This window comes from Pseudomonas sp. A214 (assembly GCF_900156295.1).
Taxonomy (GTDB): domain Bacteria; phylum Pseudomonadota; class Gammaproteobacteria; order Pseudomonadales; family Pseudomonadaceae; genus Aquipseudomonas; species Aquipseudomonas rhizophila.
This window is the reverse complement of record NZ_LT707062.1, coordinates 360,944-383,528: the sequence shown is the minus strand read 5'-3', so window position 1 is coordinate 383,528 and position 22,585 is coordinate 360,944. Positions and strand designations below refer to the sequence as shown.

Annotated in this window: 21 protein-coding genes; 7 read left to right on the top strand and 14 right to left on the bottom strand. The window is 61.0% G+C overall.

Features of this window, described 5'->3' with window-relative positions; all coding sequences use genetic code 11:
• Positions 1-119 precede the first annotated feature (119 nt).
• Positions 120-863, bottom strand: coding sequence for a DUF2059 domain-containing protein (locus tag BW979_RS01670; RefSeq protein ID WP_047226045.1), 744 nt, complete (start codon positions 861-863; stop codon positions 120-122).
• Between the two features lie 140 nt (positions 864-1,003).
• Here BW979_RS01670 and BW979_RS01665 point away from each other — a divergent pair, with 140 nt between their 5' ends.
• Both BW979_RS01665 and BW979_RS01660 read left to right on the top strand, forming a co-directional pair.
• Positions 1,004-1,636, top strand: a complete 633-nt coding sequence (locus BW979_RS01665) for a 2OG-Fe(II) oxygenase (protein ID WP_076383047.1) — start codon at positions 1,004-1,006, stop codon at positions 1,634-1,636.
• A gap of 2 nt (positions 1,637-1,638) precedes the next feature.
• A complete protein-coding gene (locus tag BW979_RS01660) occupies positions 1,639-2,130 on the top strand; it encodes a DUF523 domain-containing protein (RefSeq protein ID WP_076383046.1) in 492 nt (163 codons plus the stop codon).
• A gap of 73 nt (positions 2,131-2,203) precedes the next feature.
• Here BW979_RS01660 and BW979_RS01655 read toward each other — a convergent pair whose 3' ends face one another.
• Positions 2,204-3,577 carry a GTPase/DUF3482 domain-containing protein gene (locus BW979_RS01655; protein ID WP_076383045.1) on the bottom strand — a complete coding sequence of 458 codons (1,374 nt, stop codon included), beginning with the start codon at positions 3,575-3,577 and terminating at the stop codon, positions 2,204-2,206.
• A complete protein-coding gene (locus BW979_RS01650; RefSeq protein WP_076386495.1) occupies positions 3,570-4,937 on the bottom strand; it encodes a DUF2868 domain-containing protein in 1,368 nt (455 codons plus the stop codon). Before BW979_RS01650 ends, BW979_RS01655 begins: the two co-directional genes overlap by 8 nt.
• 75 nt (positions 4,938-5,012) lie before the next feature.
• On the opposite strand from BW979_RS01650, the gene BW979_RS01645 reads away from it, so the two are divergent.
• Entirely contained in the window at positions 5,013-5,525 is a 513-nt protein-coding gene (locus BW979_RS01645; RefSeq protein ID WP_047226191.1) for a dihydrofolate reductase, read from the top strand.
• A 15-nt stretch (positions 5,526-5,540) separates the two neighbouring features.
• Here BW979_RS01645 and BW979_RS01640 read toward each other — a convergent pair whose 3' ends face one another.
• Complete coding sequence (locus BW979_RS01640) at positions 5,541-6,932, bottom strand: L-cystine transporter (RefSeq protein WP_047226041.1); 1,392 nt, start codon at positions 6,930-6,932, stop codon at positions 5,541-5,543.
• A gap of 243 nt (positions 6,933-7,175) precedes the next feature.
• On the opposite strand from BW979_RS01640, the gene BW979_RS01635 reads away from it, so the two are divergent.
• Entirely contained in the window at positions 7,176-8,231 is a 1,056-nt protein-coding gene (locus tag BW979_RS01635) for a phosphorylcholine phosphatase (RefSeq protein WP_076383044.1), read from the top strand.
• A 169-nt stretch (positions 8,232-8,400) separates the two neighbouring features.
• Here BW979_RS01635 and ilvD read toward each other — a convergent pair whose 3' ends face one another.
• The 5 genes from ilvD to BW979_RS01610 form a co-directional block, all read right to left on the bottom strand.
• On the bottom strand, positions 8,401-10,242 hold the full coding sequence (gene ilvD, locus BW979_RS01630) for a dihydroxy-acid dehydratase (protein ID WP_076383043.1): 1,842 nt from the start codon (positions 10,240-10,242) through the stop codon (positions 8,401-8,403).
• A 267-nt stretch (positions 10,243-10,509) separates the two neighbouring features.
• Positions 10,510-11,712: an MFS transporter gene (locus tag BW979_RS01625; RefSeq protein WP_047226038.1), complete on the bottom strand. Its 1,203-nt coding sequence runs from the start codon at positions 11,710-11,712 to the stop codon at positions 10,510-10,512.
• Positions 11,705-12,649: a diiron oxygenase gene (locus BW979_RS01620; RefSeq protein WP_076383042.1), complete on the bottom strand. Its 945-nt coding sequence runs from the start codon at positions 12,647-12,649 to the stop codon at positions 11,705-11,707. The genes BW979_RS01625 and BW979_RS01620 overlap by 8 nt, the downstream gene beginning before the upstream one ends.
• Positions 12,646-13,728 (bottom strand): SagB family peptide dehydrogenase, encoded by a 1,083-nt coding sequence (locus BW979_RS01615; RefSeq protein WP_076383041.1) that lies wholly within the window; start codon positions 13,726-13,728, stop codon positions 12,646-12,648. The genes BW979_RS01620 and BW979_RS01615 overlap by 4 nt, the downstream gene beginning before the upstream one ends.
• Positions 13,729-14,132: 404 nt before the next feature.
• Positions 14,133-15,329, bottom strand: coding sequence for a class I SAM-dependent rRNA methyltransferase (locus BW979_RS01610; protein ID WP_047226035.1), 1,197 nt, complete (start codon positions 15,327-15,329; stop codon positions 14,133-14,135).
• Between the two features lie 199 nt (positions 15,330-15,528).
• Between BW979_RS01610 and BW979_RS01605 the strand changes: the two genes are divergently transcribed.
• The 3 genes from BW979_RS01605 (at position 15,529) to BW979_RS01595 (ending at position 17,582) form a co-directional block, all read left to right on the top strand.
• The gene (locus tag BW979_RS01605) at positions 15,529-16,344 is read left to right on the top strand and encodes an HDOD domain-containing protein (protein WP_171061309.1); all 816 of its coding nucleotides are present in this window, start codon (positions 15,529-15,531) and stop codon (positions 16,342-16,344) included.
• Between the two features lie 45 nt (positions 16,345-16,389).
• A complete protein-coding gene (gene mutM / locus BW979_RS01600; RefSeq protein ID WP_076383040.1) occupies positions 16,390-17,202 on the top strand; it encodes a bifunctional DNA-formamidopyrimidine glycosylase/DNA-(apurinic or apyrimidinic site) lyase in 813 nt (270 codons plus the stop codon).
• A gap of 62 nt (positions 17,203-17,264) precedes the next feature.
• On the top strand, positions 17,265-17,582 hold the full coding sequence (locus tag BW979_RS01595; RefSeq protein WP_047226032.1) for a hypothetical protein: 318 nt from the start codon (positions 17,265-17,267) through the stop codon (positions 17,580-17,582).
• A gap of 148 nt (positions 17,583-17,730) precedes the next feature.
• On the opposite strand, the gene BW979_RS01590 is transcribed toward BW979_RS01595, so the two are convergent.
• The 5 genes from BW979_RS01590 to BW979_RS01570 all read right to left on the bottom strand — a co-directional run bounded on the left by BW979_RS01590 (position 17,731) and on the right by BW979_RS01570 (position 22,459).
• A complete protein-coding gene (locus BW979_RS01590; protein WP_047226031.1) occupies positions 17,731-17,982 on the bottom strand; it encodes a YfhL family 4Fe-4S dicluster ferredoxin in 252 nt (83 codons plus the stop codon).
• Between the two features lie 136 nt (positions 17,983-18,118).
• Positions 18,119-18,598: a pantetheine-phosphate adenylyltransferase gene (gene coaD, locus BW979_RS01585; RefSeq protein ID WP_007897855.1), complete on the bottom strand. Its 480-nt coding sequence runs from the start codon at positions 18,596-18,598 to the stop codon at positions 18,119-18,121.
• 115 nt (positions 18,599-18,713) lie between these two features.
• Positions 18,714-20,309 carry a GMC family oxidoreductase gene (locus BW979_RS01580; RefSeq protein WP_076383039.1) on the bottom strand — a complete coding sequence of 532 codons (1,596 nt, stop codon included), beginning with the start codon at positions 20,307-20,309 and terminating at the stop codon, positions 18,714-18,716.
• A gap of 146 nt (positions 20,310-20,455) precedes the next feature.
• The gene (locus BW979_RS01575) at positions 20,456-21,001 is read right to left on the bottom strand and encodes a twin-arginine translocation pathway signal protein (protein WP_076383038.1); all 546 of its coding nucleotides are present in this window, start codon (positions 20,999-21,001) and stop codon (positions 20,456-20,458) included.
• A gap of 27 nt (positions 21,002-21,028) precedes the next feature.
• On the bottom strand, positions 21,029-22,459 hold the full coding sequence (locus tag BW979_RS01570; RefSeq protein WP_076383037.1) for a coniferyl aldehyde dehydrogenase: 1,431 nt from the start codon (positions 22,457-22,459) through the stop codon (positions 21,029-21,031).
• Between the last annotated feature and the right edge of the window lie 126 nt (positions 22,460-22,585).

The following is a 22,585-nucleotide window of genomic DNA, read 5'->3' as shown; positions in this document are numbered from 1 at the left end:
TCGCGAGCAGGCTCGCTCCCACACTGGTTTTTCGACGATCACAAAATCTGAGTTCACTCAAACACCCTGTGGCAGCGAGCCTGCTCGCGATAGCGGTGTCAGGGGCGCTGAAGATCTATCTATTGCCCGAGAGTCTGCCCCACCGCCAACCCCGCCCGAATCGCTGCCAAGGCCGCTTGATAATAAGCCTGGCCCTCCGCCGACTCGGCGAAGGTGGCGAACTCCTCCAGCTCGGTGTCCGTCAGGTCGCGGTAGACGTACAGCAGTGTGTTGTTCAGGTCTGCGCCGATCTGCTCCATCAGACGCTGGCGCTGACCGTTCAGCATGCCCTGGGCCTGGCCAGCACCCAGCAGGCCGGGGATCATTGAGCTCAGGCTGTCCGCCGCCACGCCGGCGATCGCCAGGCTGACTTCGGCGCCGGCCTCGCGGGCGGGCAGGGACTGGGCCAGATGGCCGATGATCAATAGGCGGTTGTCGCTGACTTGCATCTTCGGCAGGCCCTTGGCGTTCTTCGCCAATTGGTCGCGACGGGTCGCCAGCAGCTCGGCTGCCACGACTTTGCGGCCCAGGGGCGACTGAAAAAAACTCAGGGCCGGGGCTGGGTCGGTGAGGTTCTTGCGCAATTGCGCCTCGGCCCGCTGGTCCATGGCCTGGGGGGCAAAGCGTTGATTGCTGTTGTTGACCAGTGCCTGGAACACTGCCGGTGGCAGGCTGCTCTGGTAACGCTGCTGCGCGGCGCTCAAGGCGTCATTGAAATGCGCCCGTTGTTCCGGCCAGCCGGCGACCTTGTACAACTGGTCGTAGCTGTCTGCCCAGGCGGGCAACGCACAGAACATCAACAATGAGAAAAGCAAACGGCGCATAGGGACTCCTGTCAGCAGCCGACTATTCTCCGTGGGGTGTGGGGACTTGTCGAGAATTCGTATCAAGTTCCTGCGCCTGCGCCATCAGGCGTGACAAACCCGCTGCGCGGCGCTGTCGGTTTTGCAGGCACAGGAATACTATGCGCGCCATGCAAATACCTTCTGATCACCCACTGCTGTTACGTATCGTCGACGACCTGGCCGAGCGCGGCTGGTCGCAGCAGAATATCTTCCTGCCGGATGCGCTGACCCGCGCCCTGGCAGCCGAATGTCGCCAGCGCGCCGCCGAAGGCGAGCTGGCTCCGGCGGCGGTCGGACGTGGGCCGTTTTCGGAGATTCGTGAAGGGATTCGGGGTGATCGTATCCAATGGATCGAGCCCGGCCAGGCGCAAGCGTGCGACCGTTACCTGGGGTTGATGGACAGTTTGCGGGAGGCGATCAATCGCGGGTTGTTCCTGGGGCTGGAGGATTTCGAAAGCCACTTCGCGCTGTACCCTCCTGGCGCCTTCTACCTCAAGCACGTCGACCGCTTTCGCGATGACGATCGACGCATGGTGTCGGCGGTGCTTTACCTCAACGACGCCTGGTTGCCGGAGCATGGCGGCCAGTTACGCATGTACCTGGACGAGGGCGTGGAGCACGACGTGGTGCCCACCGGCGGTTGTCTGGTGGTGTTCCTGTCGGGGGACATCCCCCATGAAGTCCTGCCTGCTGCGCGGGATCGCCTGTCCTTGACCGGCTGGTTCCGGCGCCGCGGCACCGAGGTGTTCTGAGCATGGAAAAGATCCTCGTCAGCCGCTGCCTGCTCGGACACCGCGTGCGCTACGACGGCGGTGCCAGTGGCCCGTTCGATCAGCTTCAACACTGGCTCGACGAAGGTCGGGTCGTGCCGCTGTGCCCGGAAGTCGCCGGCGGCTTGCCCACGCCTCGGGCGGCGGCAGAAATTCCCGGTGGGCAAGGTACGCAGGTGCTCGACGGCCAGGCGACGGTAATCACCACCGAGGGTGAAGACGTCAGTGAACAGTTTCTGTCCGGCGCGTATCAAGCGCTGGAGCGGGTGCGCGAACACGCTATCCGTATCGCCGTGCTCAAGGCCAACAGCCCGTCGTGCGGCAATCTGTTGACCTACGACGGGACGTTCAGCGGCGTGAAAGTGCCTGGTGAAGGTGTGACGGCGGCCTTGCTCAAACGTCATGGGGTGCAAGTGTTCAGTGAGTTGGAATTGGCAGAAGCTGCGGCGGCGCTCAGGGCATTGACCGACGAATAACCACCGGTAGCGACGCTCTCATCGCGGGCAAGCCTTGCTCCCACAAATCCCCTTGCCACAGGGGTTGTGTCATCTAGAGCTGCTCAGCCAGCTGCTCGATCTGTTCCTGGCGTTCCGATTGGCTCAACCGCGCCTGCGGATTAAGCGACGACCATTGCGGGTACGCTCTGGCCTTGTTCAGCGCTTCGGGCAGTTTGCCCTCGCGCCAGGTTTTATCCTGGGGTGTGGCGATGTGGATGCTGTCCATTGCCGCATGGCCGCGCTGGTTGAGGGCTTGCAACAGTTGCCGTTGGCGCAGGGCCAACAGGCGTAGCACACTGTCGTCCACTGTCAGCTCCCGCTGGCCCTTGAGCTTGCCCATCAACCTGTTTCCGTAACTGCGGGCGGTTTGCAGGGCGCCACCGGCAATGGCGCCGGCCAGGGCGGCGGCGCCGAGGGTCAGACCGCCCACCAGCAAATCCACGCCGGCACCGGCCGCTGCGCCCGCGGCGATCCCACCACCCACACGCACACCCAGCTGTTTGAGGGTGTCGGGATTGAACAAGTCATCGCCCCAGCGGCCGTCAAGTAGAGGCAAATCGCTGGCCGCGGCGTCCTGGGGACGGAAGGCGTAGAGCTTGAGCAAGGCTTCGACGCAGCGCTGCTCCCGTTGACGCACGGCGTTGCGCAGCTCGCTGATGGCCTGTCGTTCCAGTTCGGCATCGCTGGCTACGCTGCGTCGGCAAGCGGCGCAATCGATCAGCAGTTCGGCGATCAAGCGCTTCGCGCTCTGCTGACGGGCCAAGCGTTGGGCCTGTTGATCGGCGACCAGTCGTTCCAGTTGCCCACGGGCGCTTTCCAGCAACAGGGCGAGGCTTTCATACAGGCGTCGCTCGCCATCCTCGGGCGGGGCGACGCTGTCGAAACGCACCAGGGCGTGCAGCCCCAACCGTGCCAGGGCTTCGCGCCAGTCGGGCTCGCGGTGGCTGGCGCTGCTGACGAAATTCAACACCGGCAGCAGCGGTTTGCCGCAACTGGCGAGCACTTGAAGCTCATCCCGGTACTTGGCCAGCACTGGCTCTCGCGCATCGATCACATAGAGTCCGGCATCGCTGGAGAGCAATTGTCGCAGCACTTTGGCTTCCTGTTCGAAGCGTTGTCGTGCCTCGCTGCCGTCCAGGAATCGCGCCAGGCGTGCCGGCCCGTCCAAGCGCTCACCGGGGCGCTCCAAGCGTTCGAGGTAGTCAAGCAGGGCGATGGCGTCTTCCAGGCCCGGCGTGTCGTACAGCTCCAGCAACGCTTCGCCGTCCACCGACAGTCGCGCGCCCTCGACGTGTCGGGTTGTGCTAGGACGGTGGGAAACTTCGCCGAAGCCGACGTCCCGGGTCAGTGTGCGCAGCAAGGAGGTTTTGCCCACATTGGTGTGGCCAACCACGGCCAGCTTCAGCGGCTTGGTGGGTTCAGTCATGGCCGGTCTCCAGCCAGTTCAAAGGCGCGGAGTCCGCGAAGGGCAATTGCAACTGTTGCAGCGCGTTGTGCCAATCGCCCAGGCGTTCAGCGTCCAGCGCTTGTCCGGGCGGTGCCTGCAACAACCAGATGCGGGTGGCGCTGGCGTTGCGGGCCAGCTCGGCGATCAGCGCCAGGCTGCCACGATCCGGTGAGCGTCGTGGGTCGCAGGCAATCGCCAGGCGCGCGGGAGGAAAGCGGGACAGTTGTTCGAGGAGTTTGTGGCGCGATTCGCGGCTGTCGAGCACTCCGGCGTTTTTCACCGTGCCTGGCAGTTTCGGTGGCCAAGGCCGGTCGTCCAGTTCGATCGCCACCAGCAGCGCACCGTCGCTTTGCAGCGCGCCAACGTCACTTTCAATTTGATGCAATTGCGCGGGCGCGGCATCGCTGATGCCCAGGCGCTCGCTACTGGGCATCAGCCGCTCCCGCAGTTGGGCATAACCTGGCAGGTTCAAGTCCAGGCGCAGCGTGGCGCGGCCGCGACGCCAGCGCCACAGGCACAACAGTGCCAGACACAGGCGCGGCAACACGCCGTAGACCAGCGTCACGCCCACCAGCCAAGCGGCCCAGGCCTGGCGGGCGCTTTCGATATTCAGCGCGGCGTCGCCACTGGCGCGAATCATCTCTTCGGTTGGCCCACTCAAACCCAGCAGGGCGGGCAGGGCGCCGAGGGCCTGGGTCATGACGACGAAGGTCTCACCGCCGAGAATGGTGGTTTCCCATACAAAACCGTAGCGCCGGGTGGCCATCAGCATCAGTACGATGAGCAGCGCGCTGAGCATCGCCAGCAGCCACAAACCATTGACCAGCGCACCGAGGGCCCAGCGATTGAGCTTGTGCCGTTGCAATAGCAGGAGCAGGGCTGGCGCCAGTTGCGCAGCCTTGGCATCGCGGGCGAGTTTTTCGCTGAGCCACAACCACAGGCGTCCCAGCGCTGCACCTTGCTCACCCGCAAAGATCAGGCCCAGGGCCCAGCCGATAAGCAAGATCAGGTTCAACGCCAACAGGCTGCCCAGGGCCCAGAACACATTGACCGGCGTGTGTCCGTCGCCGAGTGCGGCAAAGCCCAGGCCAGCGCCACTGATGATGGCGAGTACGGCCATTATGATCAGCGCCAGGCGCGCCCCTTGCAGCCAGTGATGCAAGGCCTGGCTGAGGCCGTCGCGCTCGGCCAGCCAGCGGGCGCGGTGACGGATACGGCTGGATAAATCGCCACCCGCCGCGCGGGCCAGGCGATTGGCCTCCTGATCTTCGAGCGGGCCGGCGTGTTCTTCACGCAGACGTACCGTCTCGGTCAACCAGAGGTCGTGCAGTTCAGTCAGAGGCTCAGACACAGGCGCTTCCGTCGCAAATGAGGGTTGAGCATAACCGCTGTGGCCTCTGGTATCCTCGCCGGCATGAAAAAAACACTCCCTTTAAGCCTGATCGCAGCCCTCGGTGAAAACCGTGTGATCGGCGTCGACAACAGCATGCCCTGGCACTTGCCGGGGGACTTTAAATACTTCAAGGCTACCACCTTGGGCAAGCCCATCATCATGGGCCGCAAGACCTGGGACTCCCTGGGGAGGCCGCTGCCGGGGCGCTTGAACATCGTGGTCAGTCGTCAGCCTGGCCTCGTGCTGGAGGGCGCGGAAGTCTTTTCCACGCTGGAGGCAGCGGTGGAACGGGCTGAGGCGTGGGCGTTGCAGCAGGGTGTCGACGAACTGATGTTGATCGGCGGCGCCCAGCTGTACGCCCAGGCCCTGGAGCAGGCGGACCGACTGTACCTGACCCGTGTGGCGCTGAGCCCGGATGGCGATGCCTGGTTTCCGGCGTTCGATTCGAGCCAGTGGAAACAGGTGTCGAACCAGCCGAACCCGGCCGAGGGTGACAAGCCGGCCTACAGCTTTGAGGTTTGGGAAAAGCTGTAAGCCATGTGGGAGCAATCAAGCCTGCACCAATTCCCCATGCTCCTCGGCATCCAGCAAAGCCTTGTCGGTCTGCTGCATCACCTGGCTGGTGATCACCCCGGCAGTGATCGAACCGCTGACGTTCAACGCTGTGCGGCCCATGTCGATCAGTGGCTCGACGGAAATCAGCAGCGCCACCAGTGAAACCGGCAAGCCCATGGCCGGCAGCACGATTAGCGCGGCAAATGTCGCGCCTCCACCGACACCGGCCACCCCGGCCGAGCTCAAGGTCACGATCGCTACCAGCGTCGCGAGCCACACCGGATCCAGCGGGTTGATGCCCACGGTCGGCGCGACCATCACCGCCAGCATGGCCGGGTAGAGGCCGGCGCAGCCGTTCTGGCCGATGGTGGCGCCGAACGACGCGCTGAAGCTGGCAATGGCCCGTGGAATGCCGAGGCGGCTGGTCTGGGCTTCGATACTCAGCGGGATGGTCGCGGCGCTGGAGCGGCTGGTGAAGGCGAAGGTCAGGACCGGCCATATCTTGCGGAAAAAGCGTAGCGGGTTGATCCCAGCGGCGGACACCAGCAGACCGTGAACCACGAACATCAGGCCCAGCCCCAGGTACGACACCACCACGAAACTGCCAAGCTTGACGATGTCCTGGACGTTGGAGCCGGCCACCACTTTGGTCATCAGCGCCAGCACGCCGTACGGGGTCAGCTTCATCACCAGCCGCACCAGACGTGTCACCCAGCTTTGCAGGGTGTCGATGGCATTGATCACTTTCTGACCTTTTTCCACGTCATCCTTGAGCAATTGCAGTGCCGCGACACCCAGGAAGGCCGCGAATATTACCACGCTGATGATCGAGGTCGGCTTGGCCCGGGCCAGGTCGGCAAAGGGGTTCTGCGGAACGAACGAGAGCAGCAACTGCGGGATATTCAGGTCTGCGACCTTGCCGGCATAGTCGCTCTGGATCACCTGCAGGCGTGCGATTTCCTGGGTGCCGGCCACCAGGCCTTCGGCGGTGAGACCGAACAGGTTGGTCAGGCCGATACCGATAAGGGCGGCGATGGCGGTGGTGAACAGCAGTGTGCCGATGGTCAGGAAGCTGATCTTGCCCAGGGATGAGGCGTTATGCAGGCGCGCTACCGCGCTGAGAATTGAAGCGAAGACCAGCGGAATCACGATCATTTGCAGCAACTGCACATAGCCGTTGCCCACCAGGTCAAACCAGCCGATCGAGGCTTTCAACACCGGGTTGCCGGCGCCGTAAATCGTGTGCAGGACGGTGCCGAACACCACGCCCAGCACCAATGCCAGCAGGACTTTTTTGGCCAGGCTCCAGGTGCTGTGACGGGTTTGCGCCAGACCAAACAGCAAGGCGAGGAACACCAGCAGATTGAGGATCAGCGGCAGATTCATCAAAAAAACTCCGATAGGACTTGTGCCAGTCGCCTGAAGCCGCGACTGCGAGGCGGGAAGCCTAACAGCCTGATATCTAATGAATTAATAATAAAAAGGTATGTAGATTGTCGTTTATGGAATAAGGCAATGACGTTTATGGGCATGCCGCTGGCGGTATCAAGACGCAAGCGGTCGCGGGCAGGAGAGAAACGTCATGAGCATTTGTTAGCGTCGAGTTCTTTGAACCTTGGAGAAACGCCGATGAAGCTTGCACCTCACCTTCTCGTTGTCGCCATGGGCCTGGGCCTCGTTGGCCAGGCGCTCGCCACTGAGCTCAAGCACTGGCCAGCGGAACAGGCCAAGGCGCTGGACGCGATGATCGCGGCCAACGCCAACAAAGGTAACTACGCGGTGTTCGACATGGACAACACCAGTTACCGCTACGACCTGGAAGAGTCGTTGCTGCCGTTCATGGAGAACAAGGGCCTCATCACCCGCGAAACCCTCGACCCATCTCTGAAGCTGATGCCGTTCAAAGACACGGCCGAACACAAGGAAAGCCTGTTCAGCTACTACTACCGTTTGTGCGAAGTGGACGACATGGTCTGCTACCCCTGGGTCGCCCAGGTGTTTTCCGGCTTTACCCTCAAAGAACTCAAAGGCTACGTCGACGAATTGATGGCTTCTGGCAAGCCGGTCCCGACCACGTATTACGACGGCGACAAGGTGGTCAACTACAACGTCAACCCGCCGAAGATTTTCACCGGTCAGGTCGAGCTGTACAACAAACTGATGGAAAACGGCATCGAGGTCTATGTCATGACCGCGGCTTCGGAAGAATTGGTGCGCATGGTCGCCGCCGATCCGAAGTACGGCTACAACCTCAAGCCGCAGAACATCATCGGCGTGACCACGTTGCTCAAGGATCGCAAGACCGGCGAACTGACCACCGCCCGCAAGCAGATCAGCAATGGCAAATATGACGAGAAGGCCAACCTGAGCCTTGAGTACACACCGTATCTGTGGACTCCGGCGACCTGGATGGCCGGCAAGCACGCGGCAATCCTGACGTACATCGACGAATGGAAAAAACCGGTGCTTGTGGCTGGCGACACCCCCAGGAGCGACGGCTACATGCTGTTCCACGATGTGAACGTGGCCAAGGGTGGCATTCACCTGTGGGTCAACCGCAAGGACAAGTACATGGACCAGATCAACGGCATGATGGCCAAACACGCCGCGGCCCAGGCCAAGGAAGGGCTGCCAGTGACGGCGGACAAGAACTGGGTGATCGTCAAGCCGGAAGATATCCAGTAAACCCTGTGGGAGCGAGCCTGCTCGCGATGACGGCGGCACATTCAACATCGATTCCGACTGACACACCGCCTTCGCAAGCAGGCTCGCACAGTTGATCACCGATGGTTTGTTTCACTGCAAAAAAATGCCCCACCTTGAGTGGGGCATTTTTATTGCTGTTTATGGACGCTTACAACCCGTCGAGCATCGCCTTGTTACGCACCGCGCCCTTGTCGGCGCTGGTGGCGAGCAGGGCATAGGCCTTGAGGGCGGTGGTGACTTTGCGCGGACGCACTTCCACCGGCTTCCAGCCTTTGTTGTCCTGTTCAACACGGCGTCCGGCCAGTTCTTCATCGCTGATCAGCAGGTTGATCGAGCGGTTCGGAATGTCGATCAGGACTTTGTCGCCGTCGCGCACCAGGCCGATGGCACCGCCAGCAGCGGCTTCCGGTGAAGCGTGGCCGATGGACAGGCCCGAGGTGCCGCCGGAGAAACGGCCATCGGTCAGCAGTGCGCAGTCTTTACCCAGTCCTTTGGACTTCAGGTAGGACGTGGGGTAAAGCATTTCCTGCATGCCCGGACCACCTTTTGGCCCTTCGTAGCGGATGATCACGATATCGCCGGCCTTCACTTCGTCGGCGAGGATCCCGCGCACGGCGCTATCCTGGCTTTCGAAAATCTTGGCGTTGCCTTCGAACACATGGATCGATTCGTCGACGCCGGCGGTTTTCACCACGCAGCCATCCAGAGCGATGTTGCCGTACAGCACAGCCAGGCCACCTTCTTTGGAGTACGCGTGCTCGACGCTGCGGATGCAGCCGTTTTCACGGTCATCGTCCAGGGTTTCCCAACGAGTCGATTGGCTGAACGCCGTTTGCGTTGGAATACCTGCCGGGCCGGCCTTGAAGAAATGATGCACGGCTTCGTCGGTGGTCTGGGTGATGTCCCACTTGGCGATGGCCTCGGCCATGGATTTGCTGTGTACGGTCGGCAGGTCGGTGTGCAACAGGCCACCACGGGCCAGGGAGCCGAGGATGCTGAAGATCCCGCCAGCGCGGTGCACGTCTTCCATGTGGTACTTCTGGATGTTCGGCGCGACCTTGCACAGCTGCGGCACGTGACGGGACAGACGGTCGATGTCGCGCAGGTCGAAATCGATCTCGGCTTCCTGGGCGGCGGCCAGCAAATGCAGGATGGTGTTGGTGGAGCCGCCCATGGCGATGTCCAGGGTCATGGCGTTTTCGAACGCCTTGAAGTTGGCGATGTTGCGCGGCAGCACCGACTCGTCATCCTCGCCGTAGTAACGCTTGCACAGCTCGACGATGGTCCGGCCGGCCTGCAGGAACAGCTGTTCGCGATCGCTGTGGGTGGCGAGGGTCGAACCGTTGCCCGGCAGGGCCAGGCCAAGGGCTTCGGTCAGGCAGTTCATCGAGTTGGCGGTGAACATGCCGGAGCACGAACCGCAGGTCGGACAGGCGCTGCGCTCATACTCCGCGACCTTTTCATCGGAAGCGCTGGAGTCGGCGGCGATCACCATGGCGTCGACCAGATCAAGGCCATGGCTGGCGAGCTTGGTCTTGCCGGCTTCCATCGGGCCGCCGGAAACGAAGATCACCGGGATGTTCAGGCGCAAGGCCGCCATGAGCATGCCGGGGGTGATCTTGTCGCAGTTGGAAATGCACACGATGGCGTCGGCGCAATGGGCATTGACCATGTATTCGACGGAGTCGGCGATGATCTCGCGACTGGGCAGCGAATAAAGCATGCCGTCGTGGCCCATGGCGATACCGTCATCCACGGCAATGGTGTTGAACTCTTTGGCTACGCCACCCGCGCGTTCGATTTCCCGGGCAACCAGTTGACCCAGGTCCTTGAGGTGAACATGGCCTGGCACGAACTGGGTGAAGGAGTTGGCAATGGCGATGATCGGCTTCTTGAAGTCGTCATCCTTCATCCCCGTGGCGCGCCACAATGCACGGGCGCCGGCCATGTTGCGGCCATGGGTGGATGTTTTCGAGCGGTAATCAGGCATGGAGCACTCCGGGCGGCAAATCAGGTACGTATCAGGTATCAATGGGAAGTGAGCTTCTGTTGACGTCTGGAACACCCGGGTTTGGCCGTGTGTCCGGAAGTGGCCGATGACTTTGCAGGATCGCTGCGCGCCTCAGCATGAGCTCATAAACCCGCCGGGGATGAATGGCGATGAATGTCGCGATTCTACACCCCTGGCGTCAGGATGAAATGACGCAAAGCGCTGATCAGGTGCCAATGTCGCGCTCGGGATGACGACCGGCGATGTTCAACCCGTCAACAGCGTCCTGTGACGATGCCGGAGCAGGCCATTGAGTGCCAGCCCCAGGAGGCTGAGCAACATCAGGCATAGAGCCAGGGTGGTTTGCAGGTCCAGCGGAGTGAGGCTGAGCGCAGCGCTGGTCAAACCGCCGACAATGAAGATCAGCACGCTGCCCGCCGAGGCCGATGTACCGGCTTGCTCGGGGAAGATATTCATTGCCCGGGTGTGGGCCGCCGCACGAGCAATGGTCGTTCCGGCGGTGCACACGATCATGGGCAGTAGCAGCGTGGTGACCGACAAGCCCAGATGGCTGGAGAGCCCAAGCATCAACACTCCCGCCGTCAGGATCAGGCACAGCCCCGTGAGGATTTGCGTCTGTGGGTCGATCCGATTGCTCAGCACGGTCGCGACCGCTCCACCGCCGATATAGGCCAGCCCGTAGCCCAGCAACGTCAGCGAAAATGCCTGCGGCGACAGTTGCAGCTGGTCAATGAAAACCAGCGGTGAGATGACGATGAACGAGAAATGGCAGGAAAAAGCCAATGCTGACGTCAGCCAGTAGGCCATGAAGTTGAAGTCACTGCATACCGTCCGGTAGGACGCAATGAAGTCCGGGCGCCTGGGTTGGCTATCCGCTGGCAAAGGCTTGAGTAGAAGACTGGCGCTCAAGAACACACTGACAGCCAGGGCAATGAATACCAGGAAGCTGCCGCGCCAGCCCATCCAGCTTTGCAGTCCGGTGCCGGCCAAGGGCGAAACGGAAATGAAAATGCCGCCGCAGGTGACCAGGAAGATCCGTAATCGCTGCTGCTCCTGACCTGTAAACAGGTCCTGGATCAGTGCCTGAGAGAGCACGAAACAACCGCATCCCACGGCTTGGATGACCCGGAAAAGCAGGAAGGACCAGTAGTCATTGGCAACGACGCACCCGGTCGCGCCAACGGCCGAGACGATGATCCCGATCAGCAGCAGGTTCTTTCGTCCCATGGCGTCGGAAAGCGGGCCGACCAGCAGTTGGGACATTGCGATCCCCACTGCGAACAGGCTGACAGACAGGGCGATATCGGGCGATGGACGCTCAAAGTGTTCGGACAGCGCCGGAAACGAAGGCAGCACCACATCGATGGGGAATACGCCGAGCAAGGTCAGCATCAACAATAAGCCGACAGTGGCCGCTTTGCGTGTGGCGAGATCATGAGTGTCAGCCATCGATAAACCCCGCCTGGAAGAACCTCTGCTGATTGGGGTCGTCATCGAAGAAACCTGCCTGCTGCATGGCTGTGAAGGTCGAGACTGCCCCCGAGCGAACTCGCTGGGCGTGAGCGTCCGGTTGCAGGATGTTTGCAACGATCTTCAACGCGTCCTGTTCGTCAAAGCCGACGCTGGCGAGGCTGCGCATTAACCAAGGGACGTCGGGCTCGAAGTAGAGGCCGATGATGTCCAGCAGCAGCCTTGAGGCCAGGACACGCTGGTCAGGGGCCAGGGAGGACCACAGATACTGGAACACCTCGCTGAAATAGCGACTATGGCGTGCCTCGTCCTCGAGATGATTCCTGAGCATCTGGTAAACCGTGGAGACCAAGGTCTCGCAGGTAATGGACAGCAGCTCCTTGGCGATGATCGTTTCGGAAACGAACCCCAGCAGAAACCACGCCAGAGGGCGATCCGGGGGGCTTGTGGCTTCGATCACGCCCAGCAGGCGGTCGATGCGCCTGGGGAGCGAGCGGTCGCGGATGTCGTACAGGGCGACGATCTGTTCGGCCACTTCATTGGAAAACAGTGCGTGGTAACCCTCGTCGGTGTAGAGCTGCAGGGCGGCGGTTTTCATCTGGCCGGGGATGGGTACGCTCAGTTCGCCATGGACGATGGTTTCCACTGCGCGATTGACCACTCGGTGTTCGAGCAAGGTGGTGTAGTCGAGGAAGTACACCAGGTGATTGGCCGCCAGGCGTTGGGCAATGGCGCGCCCCGCCTTATTGATCAGCGGATGTTCGATATAGGGTATGAAGGCTGGCGCAAACCAGTCCCGACTGGCGAGTTGATGCTCCAGATCGTCGGGTAGGCGGTAGTGGTTTTTGCGCACGCGCACCGCAGCTTTGTTATCCCAGTCGCCCAAGGTGTAGCGCGGCCTCTGAGTGAAGGTCATGATGCAGAGTCCTGGCCATTGACCAGCGCCATCAGCGCCTGGCAGTGGACCTGCCCATCGCCATGACCGCAACCGACAAAAAACAACGGCTGTTCGGGAGTGTCTTCAAGGTCAAGCAGCCGTTCTACCTGACGGTCGCTCAATGCCCCGGTCAGCCAGGTCTTGAGGCCCAGCGCAGTCGCCACCATCAAAAAGGTCTGGGACACGTGGCCCGTTTCGACAAACGCCATTCGATAGGCACGCGAGTGTTCGTACTTCCACCAGAGCTTGTCGAAGCGCGAAGTGATGAATAGCCCGAATGGCAACGGATTGATGAAGTGCTGTCCGGCTAACAATTGGCCCAGGGGTTCATCCGGAAGTGATCGGATCAGGCTCAAGGCATGTTCGGCCGGGTGGTAGGCGTAGATTCCCGGTTCCAGCCCGGCCACGTGACGCACGTACAGGTAACCTTCGCAGGCATTCAGGCCGCCGCCCGAGGGGCTACTGCGTCGCGCGCCCAGCGTTTCGGGATGACCGGTCTCGTGAGCAAAAGGGCGCTCGTTCAGGTAACCCAGGGTCAGGTAGAGGAGGGTGCTGACCTGCTCGATTGAAATGGCTCGTTCGCTGAATGAGCGAGAGGTGCTTCGACTGACAAGCGTCTGCCCCAGCGAAACGTCCTCGATGTCGACCAGGGAGCAGGGCGTCAAGGCAATCAGGTCAACCGAGCACGGTTTTATGCGGCAGGCCGGCGGCGGTGATGATAGAACCTCTTGGCAATGCTGCAGGTACAGGGTTGCCCATTCCTCGACATTTTGGGGAACACTTTCGCAAGGAATATTTTTTGTGCCGATATGAAATATTCTGGATAACTCGTCCCATCGCCATTCGAGGGCTTCCTTGGGTTCTGCAGTCAATATGCCGGCATTCAGGAATTCAATGTCGATGGGGTTGCAAGTGTCGAAGTGTGAAGGGTTGTGAATAAGTTGTGCCAGTCGCGTTGAATAATGCAGATCGAGCTCGAACTGAGTGTGCTGCTCATAGTTCCATACAATCTGGTGCGGCGGGCGCGCAAGTATGAAAACGCACGGATTTATATGCATTAAGGTTTTCCGCTGAGGGGGCGAGCATGGATGGGCTGAGGCGCCGGCACTCCTCAGCTCCACCCTTTACTTACTTAGCGGCCTGTTGGAACAATCAGGCCGGCCAGGTTTGCGATCTTGTTAGCTTCCAGATTGATTGCTTTCATGATACAGCTCCTTTTTTGAATAAGAGGTTTGAATAAATGTTGTTTTTTTCGAGGCTCATCACTTGCGAAGTGACAGTTCAATCATAGTTTTTAATGAGTGCTTGGCAAGCGGATATTGAGTAGGAAAGTTCCAGTAATAATGTGGGATGACTCATACAAAAAGTTATTTTGTAGGCTTTTGCTTAAGCGCTCGGTAACTTTTCACACGTGCAAAAAAAACGCAGCCAGGGCTGCGTTTAATAAGGGTCAGCAAATGATTCAGCTGTTGGGCAGCAACCGGCAGGTGATGCTCTTGATGTAGCGGGTCTCGGCGATGGCTGGGTGTACCGGATGGTCCGGTCCCTGGCCCCCGCGTTCGAGCAGCTGGATGTTGCGGTCCAGGTGCCGGGCGCTGGTCAGCAGGATGTTTTGCAGGTCGTCTTCGGGCAGGTGCATCGAGCACGAAGCGCTGACCAGGATGCCATCCTTGCTGAGCAGGCGCATGGCCTGTTCGTTGAGGCGGCGATAGGCGCCTTCACCGTTTTTCAGGTCTTTCTTGCGCTTGATGAACGCTGGCGGGTCGGCAACGATGACGTCGAAACGCTCTTCACTGGCCTTGAGTTCTTTCAGGGCTTCGAACACGTCGCCTTCAATGCAGGTCAGCTTTTCGGCAAAGCCATTCAACGCCGCGTTGCGCTCTACGCCATCTAGGGCGAAGGCCGAGGCGTCGACGCAGAATACTTCGCTGGCACCGAACGCCGCGGCCTGCACGCCCCAACCGCCGATGTAGCTGAACAGATCCAGTACGCGCTTGCCCTTGGCATACGGCGCCAGGCGTGCGCGGTTCATGCGGTGGTCGTAGAACCAGCCGGTTTTCTGACCTGCCATGACTGGAGCTTCGAACTTCACGCCGTTCTCTTCCAGGGCGACCCACTCCGGTACGAGGCCGAACACTGTCTCGACGTAGCGGTTCAGGCCTTCGGCATCGCGGGCGGCGGAATCGTTCTTGAACAGGATGCCGCTGGGCTTGAGCACCTGGGTCAGGGCGGCGATCACGTCGTCCTTGTGGGCTTCCATGGTGGCCGAGGCGATCTGCACCACCAGGATGTCGCCGAAACGGTCGACTACAAGGCCAGGCAGCAGGTCGGAGTCGCCGTAGACCAGGCGATAGAACGGCTTGTCGAACAAGCGCTCACGCAACGACAGCGCCACGTTGAGACGATGCACCAGCAGGGATTTGTCCAGCGGCAGCTTCACGTCACGGGACAGCAGGCGGGCGCAGATCAGGTTGTTGGGGCTCATCGCGACGATGCCCAACGGCTTGCCGCCAGCGGCTTCGAGGATGGCCTGGTCGCCGGCCTTGAAGCCGTGCAGCGGGGTAGCGGCTACATCGATTTCGTTGCTGTAGACCCACAGATGGCCGGCGCGCAGGCGACGGTCGGCGTTGGCTTTGAGGCGCAGGCTGGGCAGGGACATGACGTCGCTCCGGAAAAAAGAGCGGGAGTATAGCGTGTTGCGGCCTGTGCGGGGCTTGTGATGGACATGTGGCGCGATTTGCCCGACGGTGTATCGGATCCATCTTTAAGGGTTAGAATCGCCGCCTGACCCAGAGTGTATGCCCATGTCCCAAGAGCTTTCCGCCGAACAGATCCAACAGTCCCTGCAAGGCATCAGTGTGCCGCCCCAGCCGCAGATCATGGTGGATCTGCAGATGGAGCAGTACATGCCTGATCCGGACCTGGAGACCATTGCCAAGCTGATCTCCCATGACCCGGGCCTCTCGGGTGCCTTGCTCAAGATCGTCAATTCGCCGTACTACGGCCTGCGCAACAAGATCACTTCGATCCAGCGCGCGGTGAACCTGCTGGGCAGCCGTTCGATCATCAACCTGATCAACGCGCAGTCGATCAAGGGCGAGCTGCACGATGATGCCATCGTCACCCTCAATCGCTTCTGGGATACGGCCCAGGACGTGGCGATGACCTGCCTGACCCTGGCCAAGCGCGTCGGTCTGGAAAACGGTGATGAAGCCTACGCCTTGGGGCTGTTCCATGATTGCGGCGTGCCGTTGATGCTCAAGCAGTTCCCCAACTACATGAGTGTGCTGGAGCAGGCCTACGCCAATGCCAGCGCCGAGTGCCGGGTGGTGGACACCGAGAACCGCGAATTCAACACCAACCATGCGGTGGTCGGGTACTACACTTCCAAATCCTGGCGCCTGCCGGACCATGTCAGCCAGGCCATCGCCAACCATCACAACGCCCTGGCGATTTTCAGCGATGAGACGTCACGCAACAACAGTCAGCTGAAAAACCTGCTGGCGATCCTGAAAATGTCCGAAAACATCTGCTCATCGCACCGGGTCCTGGGCAATCAGCCGGTCGATCATGAGTGGGCCTGTGTCGGCGCTCTTGTGCTCGATTACATCGGTTTGTCGGAATACGATTTCCAGACCCAGAAGCAGGAAATTCGCGACCTCGCCACGCGCTAAGCATCGAAAACCAGCACCAGGCCTTCGCCTTATTCGAGAACCCCCATGCCAGAACTGCCGGAAGTCGAAACCACCCGCCGCGGAATTGCGCCCCACCTGGAAGGGCAGCGTGTCAGCCGTGTGGTCGTACGCGACCGGCGCTTGCGCTGGCCGATCCCCGAAGACCTTGATGTGCGACTGTCGGGTCAGCGGATAGTGCTGGTGGAGCGGCGGGCCAAGTACCTGCTGATCAACGCCGAAGTTGGCACCTTGATCAGCCACTTGGGCATGTCCGGTAACCTGCGCTTGGTGGAAGTCGGCATGCCTGCCGCCAAACATGAGCATGTGGACATCGAACTGGAATCCGGCCTGGCCTTGCGCTACACCGACCCGCGCCGCTTCGGGGCGATGCTCTGGAGCCTCGACCCGCTCAACCACGAATTGCTGATTCGCCTCGGGCCGGAACCGTTGACCGATCTATTCGATGGCGAGCGTCTGTTCCAGCTTTCCCGAGGACGCTCCATGGCGGTCAAGCCGTTCATCATGGATAACGCGGTGGTGGTGGGGGTGGGCAATATCTATGCGACCGAAGCGCTGTTCGCCGCCGGGATCGACCCACGCCGCGAAGCCGGGGGCATTTCCCGGGAGCGCTATCTGAAACTGGCGATCGAGATCAAACGCATCCTTGCCCATGCCATCGAGCGCGGCGGTACGACGCTACGTGATTTCATCGGGGGAGACGGCCAGCCGGGTTACTTCCAGCAGGAACTCTTCGTGTATGGCCGGGGCGGCGAGTCATGTAAGGTCTGCGGTACGGGGCTGCGGGAGATTCGCCTGGGCCAGCGCGCCAGCGTCTGGTGCCCACGCTGTCAGAGCTGATCCGTCCTGCGGTCTATAGTCCTATAGTCAGTTGTCATACTGCCTAGCCGAAGGATCGCCCGATGAATCTGCTCCGACCTGTCGTTCTCGCGCTGCTGTTGTGTCTCGGTTTGCCTGCCCAGGCGAACAGCGGCAGCGGCGACCCGCGCTACACCATCCAGAATCCGCCGGCCTACGCCATGATCGGCGACCTGCTGATCGCCCGTCCGCTGCTGCTCGCCGCCACCGTGATCGGTGCCGGGGCATTTGTGGTGTCGTTACCCTTTACGGCGTTGGGCGGTGGCGTCGGCGATGCGGGGAAGGCGTTGGTGGTGGACCCGGCGAAGGCGACGTTTGTGCGGTGCCTGGGGTGTGTTGGGGAGGGGTTTGAGCAGGAGTGATGTCGCTGTGGCTGCTGGCCTCATCGCGAGCAGGCTCGCTCCCACAAGGGATTTTGCTTAAGACATGAATGGTGTCGCCACCACAGAACCCTGTGGGAGCGAGCCTGCTCGCGATGAGGCCGGCACAGGCCCTACAGAACTACCTGGCTCAAACCTTGCCAGTAATCTTGCGATATTTCGCCATCAACTGTTCTTCCGTTTCCGGATGGGCCTCGTCCAGCGGAATGCAATCTACCGGGCAGACCTGTTGGCACTGAGGTTCGTCGTAATGGCCGACGCACTGGGTGCACAGGTTCGGGTCGATGACGTAGATCTCTTCGCCTTGGGAGATGGCCTCGTTCGGGCACTCGGGTTCGCAGACGTCGCAATTGATGCAGTCGTCGGTGATGATCAGGGACATGCAGGCTCCTGCCGGGGCGTTGGGCCCGGGCATCTGAAAAACGTATGTGCGCAATTGTGCCGCATTGGCGAGCGCAGTGCACGCGGGCGCGATGGACTGCGCTGTGTTGGCTGCGAAGCGGATCGCAGCCAGCGGGTTATTTCTTGAAGCGCAGGGTCAACGCATCGGCCACGGCCGGGTGGACGAACTTGGTGATATCGCCGCCCAACGCCGCAATTTCCCGCACCAGGGTCGAGGAAATGAAGGAGTAGCGCTCCGACGGCGTCAGGAACAGGCTTTCGACGTCCGGCGCCAACTGGCGGTTCATGTTGGCCAGTTGGAACTCGTATTCGAAGTCCGAGACCGCACGCAGGCCACGCAGGAACACATTGGCGTTCTTTTCCTTGGCAAAGTGCGCCAGCAGCGTCGAGAAGCCGACCACTTCCACATTGGGCAGATGTTTGGTGACCTCGCGGGCCAGCTCCACACGTTGCTCCAGCGGGAACAGCGGGTTTTTCTTCGGGCTGGCGGCGACGGCGATGATCACATGGTCGAACAGGCGCGAGGCGCGTTCGACCAGATCGCCATGGCCCTTGGTAATAGGGTCGAAGGTACCTGGGTACAACACTCGGTTCATCGCGTCGTCCTGGCGGGTGTCCGTTGGGGAGTCGGATGGTATCGCAGCCTACTCGGTCGGCCAAGTCGGCTGTAAGGTAAGTAAGCACTATAGACAGTGCGAATAATCCGCCAACTCATGGGTTTTTCAAGCGATCGGCCAGGGATGTGGCCAATTGTGCCGTCAGCCCATACACCGATAATTGCGGATTGGCGCCAATGCTGGTGGGGAACAGCGAGCCGTCATGGATGGAAAGATTACTCAATTGATGATGGCGCCCAAGGCTGTCGGTGACGGCGCTTTTCGGATCTTCACCCATGGCGCAACCACCCATCACGTGAGCGCTGCCCAGGCGCGTGCGGTACAAGGCCAGGTCCAGGCCGTCGATCAGCGTACGGGCCTGGGCCAGGGTTTTCACGTAACGGGCGTCACTGTGCATTGGCATGACCGCCCTGGCGCCGCCGGCAAACTGAATCTCGGCCATGCTGTGAAACGCCCGGCGCAAACCGTCCCAGGCATAAGGAGACACCGCATAGTCGAGCACAGGTGTGCCGTCGCTGCGCAACTGAACGTTGCCGCCGCTGCTGTCGGGGTGAAAACCATCGCGCAACAGCGCCAGCATGGCGTGGGTGTGGGGCAGTTGCGCCATATGCTCGGCGTTCTCGCTGCCAAACCCGCCCAGTAGCGCGGAGGCGAGGGCCGGGTGCAGGGGCGGAACTTCCAGTTTGTAGGACATCTTGCCGGTGGCGCCGTCCTGCCACTGGAAATGATCTGAATAAATCGATTGTGGTGCGCCGTAGAACGGATTGATCACCTCGTCGAATTGACCGGCCGACATGTTTACCAAGTGCAGGAAGGTGCGTTTACCCAGGCGTCCGTGCGGGTCGGGCGCTTCGGAGCGCAACAGCAAGGCCGGGCTGTTGATGCTGCCGCCGGCCAGTACGTAGTGCCGCGCCTTGACCGTGACGTGCCGTCCTGTCGGTGCCACACAACGTTCGTCCATGGCCAGGCATTCGAGGCCGACAACCGCAGCGTTTTTGATCATCAGCCGTTCGGCCCGTGCCAGGTAAAGCAGCGCGCCACCCTTGTCCAGCGTGGCCGGAATGGTGGTGACCAGCATCGATTGCTTGGCGTTGGTCGGGCAGCCCATGCCGCAATAGCCCAGGTTCCAGCAACCGCGCACATTGCGCGGGATGACGTGCCAGCTATAGCCCAGCTGTTCACAGCCTTTGCGGATCACGTCGTTGTTGGCATTGGGCGGAACCTGCCAGGGCGCCACCCCAAGGCGCTGTTCCATTTTTTCGAACCAGGGCGCCATTTCCTCGGGGCTGTGGCCCTTGACGTTGTGCTCGGTGGCCCAGTGATCCAGGGTCTGATCGGGCGTGCGGAAACAGGAGGTCCAGTTGATCAATGTCGTGCCACCCACCGCGCGACCCTGAAGAATGGTGATGGCGCCGTCCTTGCTCATGCGTCCGAGGCCTTCCTGGTAAAGGCTGGTGTAGGCCTGCTCCTCGAGCAGCTTGAAGTCATGGCTGGTCTTGAGGGGGCCCTCCTCGATCAACACCACCTTGTAGCCGGCGGCGCTGAGAATTTCTGCCGTGGTGCCCCCGCCGGCGCCGCTGCCGATGATCGCAACGTCCGCTTCCAGGGTCAGGTCCTGGGTCAACTGCGCACCGTTGTAGGTGGTCCAGCCGCGGGCAAGACCTTCGCGGAAGGGGTCGAGTACGGGCATGTTGGTGCTCTCTTATTGTTATGAGTATGTGATGCCCCCTTGTGGGAGCGAGCCTGCTCGCGATGGCGTCGGATCAGCTGCATCTGTATTGACTGACATACCGCCATCGCGAGCCTGCTCGCTCCCACAGGGTTTGGATGTGACTGTTAAACCGTTGGCGGTCCCGGGTATCCACAATGCGCCCAGGCCTCGGCCTGGCTGTACCACGCCATCATGACCATTTGCAGCAACGAGCTGTGCCCCTGGCGAAGCAGGTCCAGCGAGCTGTTTTCCCACCGACCGAGAAATTTCCGGATGTCATCGACGCTGGCGTTTTCCCACGAGCCCCAGATTCCGGTCAGTGGCCCACGGGTAACGCCCAGCGTGAGCACGTCGAATAACTGGTGCGTGAGCTTGAGCATGGATGGGGACAGATGAACCAGGGTGGTGTCCAGGCTTTGCAAGGTCGCTTCAGCGGCGCCAGGAAGCTTTTCAGCGACCACGGAGCCGTCCAGCATCACGGGAATGACGGCGCGCAAAAACGGCAGGTCGTTGTCACGCAAGGCTACAAAACCGCTGGCCGAGCGGCTGGGGCCGCAACCGCTCAGGCTGGCACCCAGCCCGACGGTGACCAGGAAGGCGCTGGCGCCGAGGCTGAACTGCAACAGGCCGCGTCGTGAGAGGGCAGGTGTATCGGTCAGGCTTGGATTCATTATTGTTATTACCCGGAAAGACTGCTGCTAACGGACAAACAACTTCTGGATCAGTTTCTGGAGGGGCTTGCCGTATGGTGGATAAATCAGTTTCGCCGCGTTGAACCGCTGTTTGCTCAGTACGCCCTTGGCCTTGCTGAACGTCAGGAAGCCTTCGTGACCGTGGTAGTGCCCCATCCCCGAGGCGCCAATGCCGCCGAAGGGCAGGTCGTCCTGGGCGACGTGCAGCAGCGTATCGTTCAGGCAAACGCCACCGGAATGGGTCTCGTTGAGCACGCGATGATGTTCGGCCTTGTTGTAGCCAAAGTAGTAGAGCGCCAGCGGGCGAGGCCGCTGATTGATGTAGGCAAATGCCTGGTCCAGGTCCTGATAAGGCACGATGGGCAGCAGCGGGCCGAAGATTTCGTCCTGCATGACGGTCATGTCATCGCTGACGTTGAGCAACAGACTGTGGGCCATGCGTCGCCCCTGACCTCGATCGAACAACTCGATCAGCAATGCGCCCTTGCTGGTGGCATCGCTTATGTAGCCGTTGAGTCGCGCCAATTGTCGTTCGTTGATGATCGCGGTGTAGTCCGGATTGTCAGTCAGGGTCGGATAAAACCCGTGAACCGCTTCGCGATACGCTTCAACGAATTCGCCGACACGGTTCTGCGGCACCAGTACGTAGTCCGGTGCGACACAGGTTTGTCCGGCATTCAGGGTTTTGCCAAATGCAATGCGCTCGGCGGCGTCCTTGAGGGGCACGTCCGCGGATACGATGGCGGGCGATTTGCCTCCCAGTTCGAGCGTGACCGGGGTCAGGTTCTCGGCGGCGGCGCGCATCACGTGCTTGCCAATGCTGGTGGCGCCGGTGAACAGCAAGTGGTCGAAGGGCAACCTGGAAAACGCCATGCCGACCTCAGCCTCGCCGAGCACCACGCACACCAGATCCTGAGGGAAAATGCGCGCCAGCAGTTGTTTGAGCAGCACCCCGGTGGCAGGGGTTGATTCGCTCAGCTTGAGCATCACTCGATTACCCGCCGACAACGCCCCCACCAGCGGCCCGATAGCCAGGAACAGTGGGTAGTTCCAAGGCACGATGACCCCGACAACGCCCAACGGTTGGTACACCACTTTGGCTGACGCCGGCTGGAAGGCCACGCCTACCTTGCGCCGGGAAGGTTTCATCCAGCCCTTGAGGTGTCGGCTGGCGTAATGGATGCCGTGCAGGCTCGGCATGAGCTCGGCCAGCAGCGTTTCGTCCGCGCTGCGGTGGCTGAAGTCCTGGCTGATAGCGTCGATCAGTGCTTGTCGCTCGTTGCTCAGTAACTCGCGCAACGCCTTGAGCCATTGCCGCCGCTGCTCGGCAGGTGGCATGGGGTGGGCGGCAAAGGCCTGGCGCTGGGTGTCGAAAAGCGCTTGCAGTTCGCCCAGGTGCTGTTGAGATTCGCGCAGGTAAGCAACGTCGGCAGGCATGGGCGGGCACCGATAGTATTAGAGTGAGTGTTTTCTAGAGCTTGTGCTCTAAAAAGTCAACCGACATCCGTGACGCCTTTGGGTTTGTCCCGTGACCGATAGGTCGTAAGATGCCGTTCAATGCTT